The 20,963-nt window shown below is 72.2% G+C and carries 13 protein-coding genes and 2 pseudogenes; 11 read left to right on the plus strand and 4 right to left on the minus strand.

Annotated features, from left to right (window positions below; genetic code table 11):
- Positions 1-66: 66 nt before the first annotated feature.
- Complete coding sequence (gene mgrA, locus FB157_RS33910) at positions 67-1,110, minus strand: L-glyceraldehyde 3-phosphate reductase (protein ID WP_145884509.1); 1,044 nt, start codon at positions 1,108-1,110, stop codon at positions 67-69.
- Positions 1,111-1,381: 271 nt separating this feature from the next.
- On the opposite strand from mgrA, the gene FB157_RS33915 reads away from it, so the two are divergent.
- Together FB157_RS33915 and pgm are read left to right on the plus strand one after the other, a co-directional pair.
- Entirely contained in the window at positions 1,382-2,221 is an 840-nt protein-coding gene (locus tag FB157_RS33915) for a chitosanase (protein WP_145884510.1), read from the plus strand.
- A gap of 349 nt (positions 2,222-2,570) precedes the next feature.
- On the plus strand, positions 2,571-4,211 hold the full coding sequence (gene pgm, locus FB157_RS33920) for a phosphoglucomutase (alpha-D-glucose-1,6-bisphosphate-dependent) (RefSeq protein ID WP_145884511.1): 1,641 nt from the start codon (positions 2,571-2,573) through the stop codon (positions 4,209-4,211).
- 87 nt (positions 4,212-4,298) lie between these two features.
- Here the strand turns inward: pgm and FB157_RS33925 are convergent, their stop codons facing one another.
- Positions 4,299-5,204 (minus strand): SGNH/GDSL hydrolase family protein, encoded by a 906-nt coding sequence (locus FB157_RS33925; protein ID WP_186581815.1) that lies wholly within the window; start codon positions 5,202-5,204, stop codon positions 4,299-4,301.
- 435 nt (positions 5,205-5,639) lie between these two features.
- On the opposite strand from FB157_RS33925, the pseudogene FB157_RS33930 reads away from it, so the two are divergent.
- The 5 genes and pseudogenes from FB157_RS33930 to FB157_RS33950 form a co-directional block, all read left to right on the plus strand.
- Positions 5,640-5,912, plus strand: a pseudogene (locus FB157_RS33930) (hypothetical protein); the annotation flags it as partial.
- Positions 5,913-5,976: 64 nt separating this feature from the next.
- On the plus strand, positions 5,977-6,633 hold the full coding sequence (locus FB157_RS33935) for a maltokinase N-terminal cap-like domain-containing protein (RefSeq protein ID WP_145884512.1): 657 nt from the start codon (positions 5,977-5,979) through the stop codon (positions 6,631-6,633).
- A gap of 75 nt (positions 6,634-6,708) precedes the next feature.
- Positions 6,709-7,392, plus strand: coding sequence for a YoaK family protein (locus FB157_RS33940; protein WP_145884513.1), 684 nt, complete (start codon positions 6,709-6,711; stop codon positions 7,390-7,392).
- A 240-nt stretch (positions 7,393-7,632) separates the two neighbouring features.
- Complete coding sequence (locus tag FB157_RS33945) at positions 7,633-9,495, plus strand: M1 family aminopeptidase (protein ID WP_145884514.1); 1,863 nt, start codon at positions 7,633-7,635, stop codon at positions 9,493-9,495.
- Positions 9,496-9,651: 156 nt separating this feature from the next.
- Complete coding sequence (locus FB157_RS33950; RefSeq protein ID WP_145884515.1) at positions 9,652-10,500, plus strand: lysozyme; 849 nt, start codon at positions 9,652-9,654, stop codon at positions 10,498-10,500.
- A gap of 169 nt (positions 10,501-10,669) precedes the next feature.
- On the opposite strand, the pseudogene FB157_RS47650 reads toward FB157_RS33950, so the two are convergent.
- Positions 10,670-10,762, minus strand: a pseudogene (locus FB157_RS47650).
- 122 nt (positions 10,763-10,884) lie between these two features.
- Positions 10,885-11,448, minus strand: coding sequence for a DinB family protein (locus FB157_RS33955; protein WP_145884516.1), 564 nt, complete (start codon positions 11,446-11,448; stop codon positions 10,885-10,887).
- A 163-nt stretch (positions 11,449-11,611) separates the two neighbouring features.
- On the opposite strand from FB157_RS33955, the gene FB157_RS48070 reads away from it, so the two are divergent.
- The 4 genes from FB157_RS48070 (at position 11,612) to FB157_RS33970 (ending at position 20,924) form a co-directional block, all read left to right on the plus strand.
- Positions 11,612-11,752: a hypothetical protein gene (locus FB157_RS48070; RefSeq protein WP_222440993.1), complete on the plus strand. Its 141-nt coding sequence runs from the start codon at positions 11,612-11,614 to the stop codon at positions 11,750-11,752.
- Between the two features lie 509 nt (positions 11,753-12,261).
- Positions 12,262-12,702, plus strand: coding sequence for a WxL domain-containing protein (locus FB157_RS33960; RefSeq protein WP_186581816.1), 441 nt, complete (start codon positions 12,262-12,264; stop codon positions 12,700-12,702).
- 25 nt (positions 12,703-12,727) lie between these two features.
- On the plus strand, positions 12,728-13,756 hold the full coding sequence (locus FB157_RS33965; protein WP_145884518.1) for a peptidase: 1,029 nt from the start codon (positions 12,728-12,730) through the stop codon (positions 13,754-13,756).
- An 883-nt stretch (positions 13,757-14,639) separates the two neighbouring features.
- Positions 14,640-20,924, plus strand: a complete 6,285-nt coding sequence (locus FB157_RS33970; RefSeq protein WP_145884519.1) for a non-ribosomal peptide synthetase — start codon at positions 14,640-14,642, stop codon at positions 20,922-20,924.
- Positions 20,925-20,963: the final 39 nt, after the last annotated feature.

Here is a 20,963-nt window from a genome sequence, read left to right on the forward strand (position 1 = left end):
GACTGCTTCCATTATGTCCTATTTTTTTCTCTTATGTCAGTGACGGGTGTCACTGCGTGCCACGCTTCAGCCCAGATTGCCCAGCCGCGCGTCCCGCCACAGGTCCACACCGCCGTCGGTGGCGTACTTGTCGATCTCGGCCAGTTCCTCGGCGCTGAAGTCGAGGTTCTCCAGCGCGGCCACGTTCTGCTCCAGCTGCTCGACGCGGGAGGCGCCGATGACCAGCGAGGTGACCCGCTCGTCCCGCAGTGCCCAGGCCAGCGCCATCTGGGCCAGGGTCTGCCCGCGCCGGGCGGCGATGTCGTTCAGGGAGCGCAGCCGCTGCCGCATGTCCTCGGTCAGCCATGCCCGGTCGAACGACGTGCCGGCCGCGGCCCGCGAGCCCTCGGGCACGCCGTCGAGGTAGCGGCCGGTCAGCAGGCCCTGGGCGAGTGCCGTGAACCCGATGACACCGAAGCCCTCCTCCTCGGCCGCGTCCAGCAGGCCGTCGGTCTCGATCCAGCGGTTGACCATGCTGTACGACGGCTGGTGGATCAGCAGCGGGGTGCCGAGCTCGCGCAGGATCGCGACGGCCTGGCGGCTGCGCTCGGAGTCGTAGGAGGAGATGCCGACGTACAGCGCCTTGCCCTGGCGGACGGCCGTGTCGAGCGCGCCCATCGTCTCCTCCAGCGGCGTGCTCGCGTCCAGCCGGTGGGAGTAGAAGATGTCCACGTAGTCCAGGCCCATGCGGCGCAGGGACTGGTCCAGTGAGGCCAGCATGTACTTGCGGGAGCCGCCGCCCTGCCCGTAGGGGCCGGGCCACATGTCCCAGCCGGCCTTGGTGGAGACCACCAGCTCGTCCCGGTACGGCGCGAGGTCCTGCTTCAGCAGCCGGCCGAAGTTGATCTCGGCCGCTCCGTACGGCGGACCGTAGTTGTTGGCCAGGTCGTGGTGGGTGATCCCGAGGTCGAAGGCGCGCAGGGCGATCTCGCGCTGCGTCTCGAAGGGGCGGTCGTCGCCGAAGTTGTGCCAGTAGCCCAGGGACAGGAGCGGGAGGTCCAGTCCCGAGCGGCCGGTGCGGCGGTAGCGCATGGTGCCGTTGTAGCGGTCGGGGTCCGCGACGTGGTTCATCGGGTCGTCTCCGGGTGGTGCCGTAGGGGGGTGCCCTTCGTGTGCGAAGGGGCTCGTCCACCCTGCGCCTTCATGATTCGTAAGTCCAACCGCTGCCTCGCATGGCATTGAGCGGTCCGGTTTCTGAATCCGGCACGGTACGGCCGTGCTGTTCGATCCTACGAACTTCTCCCGAGACGGGTTACCGGCCCCCTCGGTGTTTGATAGGAAACTTTCCTACCAGTGCCGGTACGGACCAACCTCCCACCCCCCACCCCTACTTGGAGTCCTAGTGGAGCACACAGAGCGCGAATCGGCAGTCTCCGCCCGTCTCTCCCGCCGGACCGTCGTCGCCGTCCTCGGCGCCGTCGCCTCCGGCGCCCTGCTCGGCGTCGAGCGCGTCGCGGCGGCACCGGCTGCCGCGCCCGGCCTCGACGACCCGGCGAAGAAGGAGACAGCCATGCGGCTGGTCTCCAGCGCGGAGAACTCCTCGCTCGACTGGAAGGCCCAGTACAAGTACATCGAGGACATCGGCGACGGCCGCGGCTACACCGCCGGCATCATCGGCTTCTGCTCCGGCACCGGCGACATGCTCGACCTCGTCCAGCTCTACACCGACCGCAAGCCCGGCAACGTCCTGGCCAAGTACCTGCCGGCCCTGCGCCGGGTCAACGGCAGCGACTCGCACAGCGGCCTGGACCCCGACTACCCCAAGGACTGGCGCAAGGCGGCCCAGGACTCCGCGTTCCAGCAGGCGCAGAACGACGAACGCGACCGTGTCTACTTCAACCCCGCGGTCGCCCAGGGCAAGGCGGACGGGCTGCGCGCCCTCGGCCAGTTCACCTACTACGACGCCATCGTCATGCACGGCGACGGTGACGACCCCACCAGCTTCCGCAACATCCGCAAGCGTGCCCTGCGCAGCGCCAAGCCGCCGGCGCAGGGCGGAAACGAGACGACGTACCTCAACGCCTTCCTCGACGCCCGGGTGTGGGCCATGAAGCAGGAGGAGGCGCACAGCGACACCAGCAGGGTCGACACCGAACAGCGGGTCTTCCTGCGCAAGGGCAACCTCGACCTGAACACCCCACTGGACTGGAAGGTCTACGGGGACAGCTACCACATCGGCTGACCCAGGACAGGCGCGGCAGCTCCACGGCACCGGCCACCGGAAGCGTCGCTTCCAGTGCCGTGGCCTGCCGCGCCGTGAGGCGCTGGACCACGGCCGCGGCCACGGCGGCCCGGGCACAACGGGCAAGCTGCCATGGGGCCCTGACGGTGGGTGCGGACACGGGGGACACCTGCCTGTCGGAAACGGCACGCGCGCGGATGCGGCCGAGCCGGAAGACCGGCGGACCGGATCGTGGGGCAGACGGCCCCGCGCCGCTCCCCGCGTCGGGTGGCGCACTCGCCTGCCGGCCCCCTGACGGGGAAGGATGGGGTCGGAGCGATCGATCACACCGATGCGGAGGAGCGGACTCATGCCGCACGAGCGAGCCGGCCGGCCGGCCGGTCCCGAGGACCTTGTCGACGTGGCCCGGCTGGTCACGGCGTACTACGCGCTGCACCCCGACGCGGCCGACCCGGCGCAACGGGTGGCGTTCGGCACCTCGGGGCACCGGGGTTCGTCCCTGGCGACCGCCTTCAACGAGGACCACATCGCCGCCACCAGCCAGGCCATCTGCGAGTACCGCGCCGCCCAGGGCGTGGACGGCCCCCTGTTCCTCGGTGCCGACACGCACGCCCTGTCCGAGCCCGCGAAGGTCACCGCCCTGGAGGTGTTCGCGGCGAACGGCGTGACCGTACTCATCGACAGCGCGGACGGCTACACCCCCACGCCCGTGGTCTCGCACGCGATCCTCACCCACAACCGGGGCCGCAGTTCGGGCCTGGCCGACGGCGTGGTCGTCACCCCCTCGCACAACCCGCCCGCCGACGGCGGCTTCAAGTACAACCCGCCCAGCGGCGGCCCGGCGGCCTCCGAGGCGACCTCCTGGGTCCAGGACCGCGCCAACCAGATCATCACCGGCGGCCTGAAGGACGTACAGCGGCTGCCCTACACCCGTGCGCTCGCGGCCGGCACCACCCGGAGGTACGACTTCCTGGGGGCCTACGTCGGCGACCTGCCGAACGTCCTGGACCTCGACGCGGTCCGAGCGGCCGGCGTGCGCATCGGCGCCGACCCGCTCGGCGGAGCGTCCGTCGCCTACTGGGGCCGGATCGCCGAGGAGCACGGCCTGGACCTGACCGTGGTCAACCCGAACACCGACCCCACCTGGCGGTTCATGACGCTGGACTGGGACGGCCAGATCCGCATGGACTGCTCCTCGCCCTATGCGATGGCCTCCCTCATCGAGCAGCGCGACCGCTTCCGCATCGCCACCGGCAACGACGCGGATGCGGACCGGCACGGCATCGTCACCCCCGACGCGGGCCTGATGAACCCCAACCACTACCTCGCGGTCGCCATCTCCTACCTCTACCGGCACCGCGAGCAGTGGCCCGCCGACGCGGGCGTCGGCAAGACGCTGGTCTCCTCCACGATGATCGACCGCGTCGCCGCCGACCTGAACCGTCAACTGGTCGAGGTGCCGGTCGGGTTCAAGTGGTTCGTGGACGGGCTCGCCGCCGGCACCATCGGGTTCGGCGGCGAGGAGTCGGCCGGCGCGTCCTTCCTGCGCCGCGACGGCTCGGTGTGGACCACCGACAAGGACGGCATCCTCCTCGCCCTGCTCGCCTCCGAGATCACGGCGGTCACGGACAGGACGCCGTCCGAGCACTACGCGGACCTGACCGCCCGCTTCGGCGAACCCGCCTACGCCCGCATCGACGCCCCGGCCACCCGTGAGCAGAAGGCGCTGCTGGCGAAGCTGTCCCCGGCCCAGGTCACCGCCGACACCCTCGCCGGAGAGGCGGTCACCGGCGTCCTGACCGAGGCGTCGGGCAACGGCGCCGCCATCGGCGGGATCAAGGTCACCACCGCCAACGCCTGGTTCGCGGCCCGCCCTTCGGGCACCGAGGACGTCTACAAGGTCTACGCCGAGTCGTTCCTCGGCCCTGACCACCTCGCCCGGGTGCAGGAGGAGGCCAAGGGCGTGGTGCTGGCCGCGCTCGGCGGCTGAGGCCCAGGGCCGTACGACGGATACGACAGATACGACGGCGTGCGCTCATCGGTCGCACCGGTGTGCGCACGCCGTCACCGCGTGTGCTCAGCCGCGGCCACGACCCCGCTCCAGCCGGTCCAGCACGGCCTGTGCCATGGCGGCCTCGCCCTTGGCGTTCGGGTGTGCGGGGGCCGCGGGCGAGGCCGGCTGCAGCGGCTCGATCCAGCGGTCCGCGGGCGCCTTGCACATGTCGTGGCCGACCGTGGGGCCGTAGGTGTCGACGTACTCGGCCCGGTTCCACGCGGCGACCAGGCGCAGCATCAGGTTCAGCCGCTTCTCGGTGTCCCGCAGGTAGGGGAAGTCGCGCTGTCCGAACGGCACCGAGGGGAAGCAGCCGCTGCCGTCGTCCGGCAGCAGGTCCGGATAGCCGACGAGGACCACCCGCGCGTGCGGGGCCCGGGCGTGCACGGCCCGCAGCACCCGGTCGATCTTCGGCGCGGTCTCCAGAACGGTCAGCGCCAACCGGTCGTAGCCCCCGGCCTTGTACGAGCGTTCGCAGGGGTTGCCTGTCGGGTCCTGGGCGCCGAGGCGGGCACAGGTGCCGATGATCGAGCCGAAACCGACGTCGTTGCCGCCGATCTGCACCGTCACCAGGTCGGTGTCCCGTCCCAGCGCGTCGAGCTGCGGGGCATCGGTGCCCTGCGGCTTCCACATCTCGTTCGTCGTGGCCCCGGCGCAGCTCACGTCCTTGAACACGGTCGCCTCGCGCTGCGCCGCCACGAGCGAGGGGTAGTTGTGGTCGGAGCGGGCGCAGTCGGCGTCCGTCTGGCGCGGGATGAGCGGGCCCGAGGTGTAGGAGTCCCCGAGGGAGACATAGGTGAGCTCGTGGCCCTGTGCCGCCGCGGGCACCGTCGACGCGGCGACGAGGGCGCAGCCCCCCAGTGCCGCCCCCAGCACGCCGGTTCGCCGCCGGCCTCTCGCCCCGCCCGGCGCATGCGTGTCGTTCGCCATGGATTCCTCCCCCTGAGGCCGTGACATCGCACGGCTCCGCCCTGAAAGAGCGGTCCGCGCGCTCAACTGGGTCTGTATACCGTCCGGTAGGTCTCACGGACCAGAAGCGGGAAGCAACATTCGCGCCGGGAAGCGGGGTGGGTGCGGCGCAGGCGCGGCGGCCGTAAAGCGGTGTCTGGCAAAGAACCGACCCACTCCGCAAACGGGGGCCCGCGTTCCGCGCGCTCGGTACTGCGCCGAGTTCAGCGACGGCAGCAACACCGGCTCCGGACCCGTCCACACGCCCGAGACGCGCGTGCTCTGCGCCTGACGGACCAACCGGACGGAGGGTGCGAGTGACCTGAATCGGACCCTCGGGCCAGATCTTCATCCGGTCTGGACCACTGGCGCTTCGCCCGGCGGGCCCCAGCGGCCCGCCGGTGCGCCGTCCGGGGCCCGGCCTCCGGCTACATCCGTCTCGCCGACTTGACCGTCACCTTCGAGGGCCCCTGGTCCACGTACGTCTCGGCGTTCACCCGGCCGGTCTGGACGGCACGCCATCCGCCCGAACGGTTCTGTCATCTCGTCTACGGCGTACCCGAGGCCCTGGTCCCGCTCGCCGTCCGCACCGCGCACGAGCGCGGCGCGGCCGTCTGCGGACCGGTCACCGGTGAACCGCCCAACCCCTGGTCCGAGTTGACTCCCGCGCTGACCGGGGCTCAGGAGTGACCAGCTCAGCCGGTGTGGAAGGCTTCGAGGGTCCGCAACAGCCCGACGGAGGAGAGTCACCGGCATGGCCGTCATCCACCACACCACCATCACGCCGACCAAGGTCGAACTCCTCACCGCCTGGCTGCCCACCCGGCCCTGGTACCGCGGCGCTCCGGACGCCCCCGTGCTGACGAAGTCCGGCGGCTTCCGGCTGGACGACCCGGAGGGCGAGGTCGGCATCGAGTTCATGGTGGCCACCGACACCTCCACCCCCGAGCCGACCGCCTACCTGATCCCCCTCACCTATCGCGGCGCGCCGCTGGAGGGGGCCGAGGACGCGCTCGTCGGCACGATGCAGCACGGCGTGCTGGGCAAGCGCTGGGCCTACGACGGCTGCCACGACCCGGTGCTGGTCGCCGAACTGCTCTCACTGATCGAGGGCAAGGCGCAGGCGATGGCCCAGAGCATCAGCGACACCCCCGACCGTGAGGTGACCCGCTCCTACGAGGGGGAGCCCTTCTCTCCGCAGGACTTCACACCCCGGCCCACCGACGACGAGCAGGGCACCCACCTCCCCGCACCGCACGGCACGATCCTCCATCTCCACCGCGTCCTGCGGCCCGTCCCCGAGAACATGCCGCTGCCCGAGCAGGGAGCGCTCGGCCATGTCGCGGGCGGCTGGCCGGGACCGGACGGCACCCGGCTGCGAGCGGTGTTCATGCGCCTGGACACCCACTGATCGCACCGCCGCCGGGGAGATCGACATGCCGGGGGCCGGCGGCCGGGGTGTAGTGGGGCGGAGGAAGGTGAGCCCATGCCCGGACGACCCGGCCGCCCCGATCCGCTCCCGAAGGCGCTCCTCGTCGTGACGGCCGCCACGGGAATCGTCGACGCGGTGGCCTACCTGGGCCTCGGGCAGGTCTTCACCGCCTTCATGACCGGCAACATCCTCTTCCTCGGCTTCTCCCTCGCCGGCGCGGAAGGGCTCTCGCCGATCGGATCCGGTACGGCGCTCATGGCGTTCAGCGTCGGCGCGGTCGTCGGCAGCCGTCTGGGCGCCGCGCTCTCCGGGCGGCGGCGCCGCTGGCTGTTCACCTCGGCCGCACTCGCGGCCGCCCTTCTCGTGACCGCGGCGCTGACCGCGATCGGCCTGCGCCCCGTCGGCGCGCATCCGGAACCGCGCCACTACGTCGTGACCGCGCTGATCGCGCTGGCCATGGGGATGCGCAGTGCGACGATGTGGCGCCTCGGGGCGGTCCTGAACACCACGCTCATCACCGGCACCCTCGTGACTCTGATCAGGCGGTCGCCCCTGGGCGGCGGGACCGGGGACGGTGCCCAGCGCTACCGCGCCGCCGGCCTGCCGGCGGTCCTGGTGGGCGCGGTTGTCGGCGCCCTCCTGCTGCGGGTGAGCATCACCGTGACCCTGCTGCTCGCCGCAGCGGGCGTGCTCGCCGGCATCGGGGGATACGTGGCGCATCCGGCGTCGCGGTCCTGACCCGCACCGCACCGCCTCAGGTCATCAGGAGCACCGCCACCCACTTTCCGGAGCCTTCTGGCATGCCCTGGTCAAATCTGTCACTCTTTCGGCAGTCCTCGCCCTGACCCCATGAGGGCGCGGCGCACCACCCCGCACAGCGATCGCGCAACCCCAACCCCGCGGCCGCCCCGGCGCACCCCAGCCGGCCGGGCGGCCATCGAGCAGGCCGGAATCCCGGCCGCCGCAAAGGAGTAGCGTGTGAGACCGACCCCCCACAAGGCCCTCGGCGCCGGTGCTCTCACCGTCGCCGCGCTGGCCGCCCTCTCCCTCCCCGCCACCCCCGCCGCCGCCCAGCCCGCCGGGCAACCGGTGGCCGCCGCCTGCACTCCGGCGCAGACGGTCACCAACGGGGGCTTCGAAAGCGGCACCTCGCCCTGGACCCAGTCCTCGTCGAGCGTGATCACCAGCCGCACCGGCGAGAGCGCCCACGGCGGCTCCTCCTTCGCCTGGCTGAACGGTGTGGGCAGCACCCACACCGACACGCTCTCGCAGAGCGTCACCATCCCGAGCGGGTGCAGCTCCGCGACCCTCACCTTCTGGCTGCACATCGACACCGACGAGACGACCTCGTCCATCGCGTACGACAAGCTGACGGCCAAGATCGGCAGCACCACGCTGGCGACGTACTCGAACCTCGACGACAACACCGGCTACGTGCAGAAGTCGTTCGACGTGTCGTCGTTCGCGGGCCAGACCGTGAACGTGTCCTTCACCGGAACCGAGGACTCCAGCCTCCAGACGAGCTTCGTCCTGGACGACGTCGCCCTCGCCACCTCCGGCGACACCACCCCGCCGCCGGCGGACTCGACCCGCACCCCCGCCGCGCCCTCCTACACCGTCAGCCTCAGCAGCGACACCAGCGGCACCGTCTGGAACGGGCACGAGAGCGTGTCCTTCACCAACGCGTCCGCCACCGCGCTCAGCGAGGTGTACCTGAGGCTGTGGGACAACTACCACGGCACCTGCTCGGCGATGCCCATCACGGTCACCAACGTCACCGGCGGCACCGCGGGCGCGCTCTCGGCCGACTGCACGGCCCTGAAGGTCACCCTGCCTGCACCGCTGAACCAGGGGCAGCCCGCCACGATCGGCTTCGACCTGGGGGTCACCGTGCCCAGCGGCGCCGACCGGTTCGGGCACGACGGCGCCTTCAGCTTCATCGGCAACGCCCTGCCCGTCCTCGCGGTGCGCGACAGCGCGGGCTGGCACCTGGACCCGTACACCAACAACGGCGAGTCCTTCTACTCCCTGGCCGCCGACTTCAAGGTGACCCTGGACCACCCCAGCACCCTGCTGGTCCCGGCCACCGGTACCTCCACCGACACCCCGGGCTCCAGCGGCCGTACGGTCACCACCGCCACCGCCTCCAAGGTCCGTGACTTCGCCTGGGCCGCCGGACCCTTCACCAAGATCTCCGGCACCTCGCCGGGCGGCGTCCCGGTGAACATCTACTCCGTCTCGGGGATCAGCTCCTCCAGCGCCCAGTCGATGCTCAGCACCGCCAAGACCGCCGTCGACGCCCACGCGGCACGCTTCGGCGCCTACCCCTACGGTGAGCTGGACGCGGTCATCGACAACAACTACTGGTTCGGCGGGATGGAGTACCCCGGCTTCGTCCTCGACCTGGTGAGCACCACGGCGCTCACCCATGAGATCGGCCACCAGTGGTGGTACGGCATCGTCGGCGACGACGAGTACAACAGCCCGTGGCTGGACGAGGCCTTCACCGACTACGCCACCGACCTGGCCCTCGGCAAGACCGGCAGCAACTGCTGGAGCAGTGTCTCCTGGGCCTCCAGCGCGGAGAAGATCACCAACTCGATGGCCTACTGGGACGCGCACTCGTCCCGGTACTCCACCGTGGTCTACGGCTACGGCAAGTGCGCCCTGCACGACCTGCGGCGCGTCCTCGGCGACACGGCCATGGCCAAGCTGCTGAAGGACTACGCGACCGCGCACTGGTACGGCGTCTCGACGACGGCCGAGTTCAAGGCGGCCGCCCAGGCCGCCACGAGCACCGACCTGACCTCCTTCTGGACGCAGCACCGCATCGACGGCTGACCCACGCCGGAGCGGCCGGTCATGGGCGGCGCCTGCCCGGCGCCGCCCATGACCATGCGGGTAGGACGGCCCGGCCACTCACTTGGCGTAAATACCCGGCCGATATGGCGTAGTTGGTCGGGATCCGGAGTGCGGGGTGGTCAGCCTGCAGGTCTGATGGATCCCGTGACGAGCCATATAGCCCGAAATCGCCGCCGCTCACGCTGGTCCGTGGCCAGCGCACTGACCGGCCTCCTGCTGACCCTGTCGATCCCCGCGGCCGTGCCCTCGGCGGCCGAGTCCACAGTCGAGCGCGGCAGCGCCTACATGGGCATGGGGGTACTCGCCCACGACGGCGAAACCGCCACCGACGACGGCCCCGTGTCGGTCCCACGGGTGACCCAGACCGAAGGCGTCGACGTCGCCAGCTACCAGGGCGACGTCTCCTGGAGCACCCTGTGGAACAGCGGCGTGCGCTGGGCCTACACCAAGGGCACGGAGGGCACGTACTACACGAACACCTACTTCAGCCAACAGTACGACGGCGCCTACGACGCCGGCCTGATCCGTGGTGCGTACCACTTCGCGACCCCGGACACCACCGGCGGCGCCGCCCAGGCCGACTACTTCGTCGACCAGGGCGGCGGGTGGTCCAAGGACGGCAAGACGCTGCCCGGCGCGCTCGACATCGAGTGGAACCCGTACGGCGACGCCTGCTACGGCAAGTCCCAGAGCGGGATGGTGAGCTGGATCCGCGACTTCCTGGACCGCTACAAGGCCCGCACCGGCCGCGCCGCCGTCATCTACACCGCCACCAGCTGGTGGAGCGACTGCACCGGCAACTATGCGGGCTTCGGTGCCACCAACCCGCTCTGGGTCGCCCGGTACGCCTCGTCGGCGGGGACGCTGCCGGCCGGCTGGTCGTCGTACACGATGTGGCAGTACACCTCTTCGGGCCCGACCGTCGGTGACCACGACAGGTTCAACGGATCCCTGGACAAGGTGAAGAGCTTCGCCGCCGGCTGACGCGCCGTCGGCAGTGCTCGGGCGGCCGGCCAGGTGCCAAGTGCCCTGGCCGGGCGGCCGTTGTGTTCCCGGGAGACGCCCCGCGCCGGCCGTGTTCCGCAAGTGACCCACATGGCGCGCACCCCGGACGCCGACGCCCCCCGGCATCCACGACGTGCTTCGGGCCGAGCGGAGAGGGCAGGATTCGAACCTGCGCGGGCCGTGAGGCCCGACCTCGAGACGTACTCGCCGGTCCCCGATAAGCCACTCCGGGCACCTCTCCTCGCTCCCGGCCCGGTCTCCCGTGCCGTTCACGAGAACAACAGTGACAGGGACCGCTGACGGCACGCTGACACGCCGGGTCGGGACCGGCCTGCCGTCAGGTCACCTCCGAGGCGGCCCTCGTCACTGGCCCACCCTTCCGTCGACGCACTCGCGCAACAGGTCGGCGTGCCCGCAGTGCCGGGCGTACTCCTCGATCCTGTGCACCAGCAGCTCCCGAACCGGGATCCTGTCCTTCCCCACCCGCTCGCCCAGGTCCGGGTGCCGGGCCAGCGCGGCGTCGGTCGCCGCCTGCTCGCGCTCCAGATCGGCGTAAGCGGCGTCGACCACGGCCTGCTCGGCGACGGCTCCGTCGAAGTCCCCGTCACGCACGCCGTACAGCTTCGGCAGCGGGTCGCCGTCGGTGATCCAGTTGCGCCAGTCCCGCTCCACCTCGGCGAGGTGCCGCACCAGGCCGAGCAGCGACATCGTGGACGGCGGAACCGACCGACGGGCCAGTTGCTCCGCGTCCAGGCCCTCGCACTTCATCCGCAGGGTCAGGCGGTAGTTCTTCAGGTAGTCCAGCAGCGTCGCCGACTCGCCGTCCGGAACGGGGCCTTCGCGGGGGTCGTCGTCCGGGTCGGCCCACATGTCGGGGTAGACGGTCGCCTGGGTCCACCGCGCGGGTTCGTCACTCATGCGTCGCATGGTCGTCTGCGATGGCCCGGCCGCGCCACCGAGTTATCGCCGTCGCCGGGAACACTCCACACGAAGTCCTCACCGGCCTGGGCGAGTTGACCAGCAAGGTCCACACCGCCCGACGCGGCGCCCGGGTTCTCCCTCTGCTGCTCGGCGCGCTCACGAACGCCCCGTGACAGGCGGCGGCTGCACCGTGATCACGCAGGGGTCGCCGGTCCACTGGCCCCTCGGACTCGCCCTCGCCTACACCGCGGCGGCGTTCTTCTGCATCCGCCGCTCCTGGAACCGCGGAGTCGGCGCCCCGGTCCGCTGACCAGGCCCGTCGCGCGGGGGAGTCCGTCACGCTCACGGTCACCTTCCAGGTGCCGTCCCCGTTGTCGGCGCAGCCGGACTTCAGTACGGGTGCGGATCCTGCGTGGTGATGTCGGTGCCTCTCTCACAACCGGGTATCTGCTCCCGTCCAGGTCGGACTTCTGCCCCGATGGGCTCTCCACCCTGCTGCCGGACATGGCGCCTGTCGGGAGGCGTACTCCGTCCGGGGCGTTCGCAGCTTGCCGGAAGGAAGTACTCGGCCTGGTCGGGGCAGTGGGGCACTGGTGTGCCTATTGAGCCGGTCGGCTAGCTGTCGCCGTGTCGGATCGGAGAACAGCCCCAGGTGGCGGCGCCGACCCTCACCATGCCAGTGATCATGAAGCGAGGCGCTGTTGCGTCTCTACTCAGAGAGGAACGAGGAGAATGCGTCGTGGCATTCCTCTGTCGGTGATGCTGTCAACCCTGGCAGTTTTGGCCTGCCCCACATCGGCCTCCGCCGAAGACACCCCGGTGACGCTGGAAGTGACCGGTGGCGGCCTGGGTATCACCGTGCCGTCGGGATCGGTCGACCTGGGTTCGACCATTGTGAGTTCCAGCCCGCAGACGGTCTCCAACCAGCTGGGTAACGTCACTGTGACGGACCAGCGTGGCGGCACTGCCGGCTGGACCGTCACGGCACAGGCCGTGGACTTCACGGGGCCCAACAACACGACCATCTCGGTCTCCGCGCCGAACTCCAGCACGTACCACGCCCCTCAGGCGAGCGTGATCGGTACGGCCACGGTGACCCCGAGCGACCTGAGCCCCATGTACCCGCCGGGCCCCGTGCAGGTCGCCACCCAGGTCTCCGGCTCGAACTCGGCCACCTGGAACCCGACGATCTCGATCAGGGTCCCCGCGAACTCGCTTGCGGGCACGTACACCTCGACCATCACGCATTCCGTGGCGTGACGTAACAGACCCGAGGATTCTTCTGGTGCACAAGTACATTCCGGCTGGAGCGCTGTGTCTGCTGGCGCTGGCCGGGACCATCTGCGGCCCTCCGTCCGCGATCGCGGCACCCCGTGCCGCGGGGGCGGGGGGCTCAGGCGGCTACGGCAGCTTCTCCGTGCGGCTCCTCGACGTCCCCGCGGCCCTGGTCAACGACACACGCGCACGGCAGTACATCATCGACAACCTGCGACCCGGCACCACCATCCGCCGACGCGTGGAGGTGGCGAACACCTCCGACGAACCGGCGCGCGTGGTGATGTATCCCAGCTCCGCGCGTATCATGCACGGGTCGTTCGTCGGAGCGCTCGGAAGACGCAGAAATGAACTGACCTCCTGGACGTCCCTGGACAGACGGCGGCTCATCGTGCGGCCCCACTCCACGGCCCGCACGTCCGTGACGATCCACGTACCCAGGGACGCGGCCCCCGGCGAGAGATACGGCGTCGTCTGGGCACAGATGTCCGGGGGAAACGGCCCTGGTGTCAACCTGGTCAACCGCGCCGGCATCCGGCTGTATCTCTCCGTCGGCGGTCACAACCCACCACCGACCAGATTCAGGGTCGGCACGATGACCGCCGAACGCGACCGGGCAGGCCGCGCCATCGTCAGAGCTCAGGTCCACAACACCGGAGGCCGCGCCCTGGACCTGAGCGGGACCCTGAGCCTGACCAAAGTGCGAGGGAGCATCAGCGCGGGCCCTTACCCGGTACAGCTCGGCACCACTCTCGCACCCGGCCAGTCAGAGACCGTGACCGTCCTGGTGACCGACCAGGTGGCCAACGGCCCCTGGACGGCGACACTCCACCTCAAGAGCGGCCTGTACGAGGACACCTACCGCGCCTCCATCACCTTCCCCCGTCACCCAGGCCAAAGCCGGTCGGCCAGGGCGCACGCCGTCACCGGCAGCGCCATGGCCACTTACGGAGGAGCGGCCGGGCTCCTCCTGGCTGGTGCCGTCCTGCCTGTCACCGTGATGCTGCGCCGCCGAAAGGCAGCGGCACAGCGCACGTGAGATGACGCCCGGTGTGCGGTGCGCGGTGTGCGGTATGCGCTGCCGCGGTCAGCCGCAGCGGCCCCGACACGGGCGCCGATCCATCAAACGGGAGTCCAGGCGCCCATATTGAGGCCCATTCCCTCCGGCAGGAGGGGGCAGCCGTGTGCCCGGCCACGCAACCGGTCGACGAGCCTGACCGGAAGTCGACGGTCGGGCGCACGGCGTTGAGGATCCGGGTGGACTCGGGCGGTCCGAGCCCACCCGTGCTGACCGCGATCGCGGGCCCCCCGCCCCGACGGCCGTCATCGCGGCGGCCACCGTGCCCGAACGGGTCGCCGTGGCCCCGGCGTCGGGGCCGAAGTTCGTCCCTCCGAGACGACCAGGTCGGGCACGTGGGTGCCGAACCCGGTGGAGACTCCGAAGGCTCTGCGCGGTCGCGATGGGGCCGGCTGCGTCTGCCGGGGGTGGCCGGGCTGGGCCACGTGGGCCGCCGGTGGCCGGCCGCGCCGATGCGCGTGATCGCCTGCTCCTACGTCACCCAAGGGCTCGACGGCAGCGCCACGGCCTTCGTCGGCCGGCTGCTGCTCTCCCTGCTCCCGGCCGGCGCCGACGAGGAGATGCACAGCCGCGGTCTGATCCACCAGGCCCTCACCCCCGCTCGCTCCGCTCCGCGCCACCCTCGCGGTCGCGGTGCCCGGAGGTCGCGCCGAGCGAATCGGCCGAAACGAACCCGTCCCCGGCCGGTGCGCGGGGCACGGAGCGGGTGCGACCGGGAGATTCCGGCGACCCGGCCGGAAGGACAGCCGGGCAACCCGGTCTGCGTCCGGTGCTGCGTCTTCTTCCCTATGGGCCCTCGTGCGGCGACGGCAGTCTGCTGGAAAACACGGCTTGGAGGCGCACAGTGACAGCAGGCCCGGCCCCCGCGGGGGCACAGACCGACGGCGACACCCTCACGGCATCCTTCGCGCAGCGTCGGCTCTGGTTCCTGGACCAGCTGGCCGGACATTCGACCGGGTCGATGCTTCCGCTCGTCCTCAGGCTGCGCGGGAGCCTCGACGTGCCGCGCCTGGAACGGGCCCTGTCCGGGATCGTGGAGCGGCACGAGGTACTGCGCACCCGGTTCACCTCCGTCGGCGGGGAGCCGGTGCCGGTCGTGGACGCCTCCGGCGGGATCGTCCTGGAACGGACCGAGGCCAACGGCCCCGACGACCTCTTCGCCCGGTACCTGGGCCGCCCCGTGAACCTGTCCACGCAGCACCCGGTCCGGGTCACGCTCGCCCGGGTCGCGCCCGGCGAGCACCTGTTGCTGGTCGAGGTCCACCACATCGCCGTGGACGGCTGGTCCTGGGGCGTCCTGCTGGACGAACTCGCCGCCGGATACCGAGGCGAGCCCGTCGCTCCGCCCGCCGTACGGTACGCCGACGTCGCCCGCTCCCAGGCCCTGCGGCTCTCCGGGGCCCGGATGGAGCGGCTGCTCGGCCACTGGCGCGACCGCCTCGCCGGTCTGACCCCGCTCGACCTGCCCACCGACCGGCCGCGCCCCCAGGTCTGGGACGGGTCCGGCGGCGTCGTCCGCTTCGACCTGCCCGCCGACCTGGTCGCCGACGTCGACGCCCTGGCCCGCTCCCGGCGCGCCACCCGCTACATGCTGCTGCTCACCGTCTACCAGGCGCTCCTCGGGCACTGGTCGGGCCGCACCGATGTCGCCGTGTGCAGCACGCTCGCCGACCGTGCCCAGCGCGGTGCCTCCGGCCTCATCGGCCCGCTCGTCAACACGGTCGTGCTGCGCACAGACCTGGCCGGCCGGCCGGGCTTCGCCGCGCTGCTGGACCGCGTGCGCGGGCGGGTGCTGGCGGACCTCTCGCACGCCGAGGCACCGTTCGACCACGTGGTCGCAGCGCTGGGCGGCGGGCGGGACCTGTCCCGGCACCCGTTGGCCCAGGCCTCGTTCACCCTGCTCAACAGCCCGATCCGCCCGGTCCGTATGCCCGGCCTGGCCGTGGAGCTGGTCGAGCCGCCGCTGACCGAGACCCCGCTGGACGTGTTCCTCGACCTCACCCTGCGCACGGACGGCAGCATCGCCGCCGTCCTGCAGTACGCCACCGCCCTCTTCGACGCGGCCACCATGCGGGCGTTCGCCGACGCCTATGTGGCCCTGCTGCGGGCCGTCCTGGCCGAACCGGACACCCCTGTACCGGAGTTGGCGCGCACCCTGCCCACGGCGGGGCCGGCCCGCCCCCGCCCCGAGTGGCGGCACGCTCCTGACCGGCCGGCCGGCCCGCCGCCCCCGGTCGCCTTCCGCGGGCCGTCCGAGGCGACGGCCTTGATCTGCGGCGACGACCGCGTCACCTACGCCGACCTGGACGGCATGACGGGTGGGCTCGCCGCCGCGCTCAGGGCTGCCGGGGTCGGCCCCGGCAGCCCGGTGGGCGTGCTGCTGCGCCGTGGTCCGTGGTCCGTTGCCGCGATCGAGGGGGTCTGGCGGGCGGGCGGGACGTACGTCCCCCTGGACCCCGAACTGCCGTCGGAGCGGCTGCGGTTCATGGCCGAGGAGGCGCAGCTGGCGTGCGTGGTCGCCGATTCCGCGACCGTCGAGGCTGCCGCGTCCCTGGCTCCGGCCACCGTCGACGTCACGGTCGTGACCCCGGCCGCGGACGGGCCCCGGCACCGCCCCGACCCCCGCGAACTGGCCCACGTCATCTTCACCTCCGGCTCCACCGGACGCCCCAAGGCGGTCGGTGTCGAACACGCCGCCCTCGCCTCCCATGTGACCGCCGTCCGCGAGCGGCTCGGCATCACCGCCGCCGACCGGGTGCTGGCCTTCGCCTCCTTCTCCTTCGACGCCTCACTGGACCAGCTGCTGCCCGCGCTGACCTCCGGCGCCACCGTCGTCGTGCGCCCCGACGAACCCTGGCTGCCCACCCAGGTCCCCGAGGTCGTCCAGCGGCACGCCCTGACCGTCGTCAACGTGCCCCCGACGTACTGGGCGGAGCTGACCCTCTCCCTCGACCGGCGTCTGGCCGCGGCGCTCGCCTCCCTGCGCCTGCTGGTCCTCGGCGGGGAGGCCGTCCCCGCCGACACCCTCGCCGTCTGGCGGGCCGCCGTCCCGTGGGTGCGCGTGTGCAACGCCTACGGGCCCACCGAGACCACCGTCACCGCCACCACCTACGAGGCCGCCGACCCGCCCGCCGGCAGCGTGCCCATCGGCCGCCCGCTCGGCGACCGCCGGGTGTACGTCGTCGACACCGACGGCGAGCCGGTCCCGGTCGGCGTGTCCGGCGAACTCCTCATCGGCGGCACGGAAGTGGCCCGCGGCTACCTGCGCCGCCCCGCCCTCACCGCCGAGCGCTTCGTGCCCGACCCCTACGGGCCGCCCGGCAGCCGCATGTACCGCACCGGCGACCTCGTGCGCTGGCAGGTCACCGGGGACCTGGAGTTCCTCGGCCGCAGCGACGACCAGGTCAAGATCCGTGGCTACAGGATCGAACTCGGCGAGATCGAGGCGGTGTTGCGCGCCTGCCCGCTGGTCGCCGCGGCCGCCGCCCGCCCCGACCGGGCCACGGGCCGCAGCCTCGTCGGCTACGTCGTACCGGCCGGGGACGCCCGGGCCGCCGTGGACCGGGCGGAGCTGCGCGCCTGGTGCGCCCGCTACCTGCCGCACTACGCCGTACCCTCGGAGTTCGTCGTCCTGGAGGCCCTGCCGGTCGGTGTCTCCGGCAAGCTCGACCGCTCCGCCCTGCCGGACCCTGCCCACGCCCGGTCCGCCGACGCCGCCTACGCGCCGCCCCGCGACGAGACCGAGCGGATCGTCGCCGATGTGTGGGCGGACGTGCTGGGCCTGGACCGGATCGGCATCGACGACAGCTTCTTCGACCTGGGCGGACACTCCCTGCTGGCCACCATGGCAGTCTCGCGGATCGCCCAGCGCCTGGGCCGCGAGATCGAGCTGCGCACGGTCTTCGAGCACCCCACCGTCCGGGGCTTCGCCCCGCGCGTCAGCGCTGCCCGTGCGGCCGCCGGCACCGAGGTGGTCCCCGTCGACCGAGCCCGCCCGCTGCCGCTGTCCTTCGCGCAGGAGCGCCTCTGGTTCCTGGACCGCACCTCGGACCGGGGCGACTCCTACCTCCTCTGGTACTGCTGGCGGGTCCGCGGCGGCCTCGACCGTGCCGCCTGGCAGCAGGCCCTGGACGATCTCGTAGAGCGGCACGAGGTGCTGCGCACGGCGCTGATCGAGTCCGACGGCCGTCCCGTGCAGGAGGTCTGCGATCCCGTACGGGTCCCGCTCCACTGGGAACAGGCACCGCCGGCCACGGACGAGCAGGCCAGGCTGGCGGCCGTACGAGAGCGGGCCGCGGCCCTCGCCACCCGCCGGTTCGACCTCGCCCGGCCGCCGCTGCTGCGGGCCGGAGTGTGGGAGCTCGCCGCGGACGACCACGTCGTCGTCCTGGCCCTGCACCACGCGGTCACCGACGGCCTGTCCAAGGGCGTCCTCCTCGACGAACTCGCCCTGCACTACCGGGCCCGGCGGACGGGACAGCGTGCCCCGCTGCCGCCGCTGCCGGTGCAGTACGGCGACTTCGCCGTCTGGCAGCGCGACCGCGCCGACAGCGGAGCGCTGGAGCCCCAACTCGCCTACTGGGAGCGCGCCCTGGAGGCAGCGCCCGCCCTGGAGCTGCCCACCGACCGGCCCCGGCCGTCGGTGTTCACCGGCCGCGGCGGCGCTGTCGAGGTCGACCTGCCCGCCGACCTGGCCGACCGGGTGGACGCATTCGCCCGCGAGCGCGGCGCGACCAGGTTCATGGTGCTGCTGGCCGCCGCCCAGGCCGTCCTCGCCCGCTGGTCCGGACAGTCGGACGTGTCGGTCGGCACTCCCGTCGCAGGACGCGGTCGGCTCGAACTGGAGCCGCTGGTCGGCTTCTTCGTCAACACGGTGGTGCTGCGCACCGACCTCTCCGGGCGGCCCGCCTTCGCCGCGCTCGTGGACCGGGTGCGGGATGTCGTCCTGGGTGCCTTCGACCACCAGGAGGTGCCGTTCGAGCGGGTCGTGGAGCGACTGCGCCCGGAGCGCGACCTGTCCCGCAACCCGCTGTTCCAGGTCATGGTCGACGTGCAGGACGCGAGCACGGGCGGCTCGGGACTGCCCGGGCTGGACGCCGCCGCCTTCGAACTGCCCTGGACCTCGGCGAAGTTCGACCTCACGGCCACCTTCCTGGTCCGGCCCGGCCGGTTCGCGCTCAACGTCGAGTACGCCGCCGACCTCTTCGACGCTCAGACGGCCGCCCGGTTCGCCCACCACGTCGGCATGCTGCTCCGGGCCGTCCTCGCGGACCCCGGAATCCGGGTGGACGAGGCACCGCTGCTCACCGCGCGGGAGCGGCGGCGGCTGGTGGCCGGGGCGGGCCGGGACGCGCGGCCGGCGCCGGCGTTCCGGGTGGCGGGCCGGCCGGACGCCCCGGCGGTCGGGTGCGAGGGCCGGACACTCGACTACGGACGACTCGACGCACTGACCGGTGGCCTGGCCGCCGATCTGGTCGCCGCCGGGGTCGCGCCGGGTGCCGCCGTGGGCGTGTGCGTGGGCCGGGGCGTGTGGTCGGTGGCCGCGATGCTCGCCGTGTGGCGGGCGGGCGGGGTGTACGTTCCGCTCGACTCCCGACTCCCGGGGGAGCGAGTGCGGTTCATGCTCCAGGAGGCGGGAGTGCGGCACGCGGTCGTGGACGCGGTGACCCGGGAGACGCTCAGCGGGCTCGGGGCCGTGACCGTCGACGTCGACCGGGTGCGACCGGCGCCCGACGGCCCCCGGCACGTCCCCGACCCGGGCGACCTCGCCTACGTCATCTTCACCTCGGGCTCCACCGGCCGCCCCAAGGCCGTCGGTGTCGAGCACCACGCCCTGAACGCCCATGTGGCCGCCGCCCGCGAGGAGTTCGGGCTGACCTCCGCCGACCGGGTGCTCACCTTCGCCTCGACCTCGTTCGACGCCTCGCTGGAGCAGATCCTGCCCGCGCTGAGCACCGGGGCGACGGTCGTCGTGCGTCCGGACGAGATCTGGTCCCCGGAGGAACTCGCCGCCCACGTCGCCGCCGAGCGGGTGACCGTCATGGAACTCACCCCGTCCTACTGGGCGGAGCTGGTGGCCCGCCTGGACACCCTGGCTCCTCGACTCGCCTCGCTGCGGCTGCTGGTCACCGGGGGAGAGGCGCTGCCCGCCGACCCCCTGCAGCGCTGGTTCGCGCACCTGCCCCGGGTGCCCGTCGTCAACACCTACGGCCCCACCGAGGCGGTGATCTCCGCGACCGCACACCGTGTCGACCGGGTCCCGCACGGCCGGGTGCCCATCGGACGCGCCCTGGGCAGCCGGCGCAGCTACGTGACGGACGCCCTCGGTGACCTCGTCCCCGACGGCGTGCCCGGTGAACTCCTCATCGGCGGAGCCGAGTTGGCGCGGGGCTACCTCGACCGGGCCGCCCCCACCGCCGAGCGCTTCGTGCCCGATCCGTTCGGCGCGCCCGGCGGCCGGCTCTACCGGACCGGCGACGTGGTGCGCCGGCTGCCCTCCGGGGACCTGGAGTTCCTCGGCCGCAACGACGACCAGGTCAAGATCCGCGGGTTCCGCGTCGAGCCGGGAGAGGCCGAGGCGGTGCTGCGCCGCCATCCAGGTGTCCGGGCCGCGGCCATCGTGGTCCGTACCCTGCACGGCGAACCGGCCCTCGTCGGCTACGCCGCCGGTACCGGCCTCTCCGCGGAGTCCCTGGAGACCCACAGCCGGGCCCACCTGCCCCACTACCTCGTCCCGTCGGCCTTCGTGCTGCTCGACCAACTGCCGCTGACCGTGCAGGGCAAGCTGGACACCGCCGCCCTGCCCGAGCCCGTGGCACCCGCACCGCACGCCTTCGTGGCGCCGCGCACCCCCGCGGAGACGGTCGTCGCACAGATCTGGTGCGAGGTGCTCGACCTGCCCCGGGTCGGCGTCCACGACGACTTCTTCGCCCTGGGCGGGCACTCCCTGCGCGCGGTGGCCGTCACCTCCCGCCTGCGGACCGCCTTCGACTGCCCGCTCCAGGTCCGGGACCTCTTCGAGCACCCCACGGTCGAGCGGCTCGCCGCGGAGGTGGAGCGCCGTCTGCTGGAGCTGATCTCGCAGATGAGCGACGACGAGATCGATCTCTCCCTGACGGCCGACTTCTGAGCGCCGGGGCCCGGCCCCCCTTCGCCAGCTTCTTTCCAA

Origin of the sequence: Streptomyces sp. BK340 (genome assembly GCF_007827595.1) — a bacterium.
GTDB lineage: Bacteria > Actinomycetota > Actinomycetes > Streptomycetales > Streptomycetaceae > Streptomyces.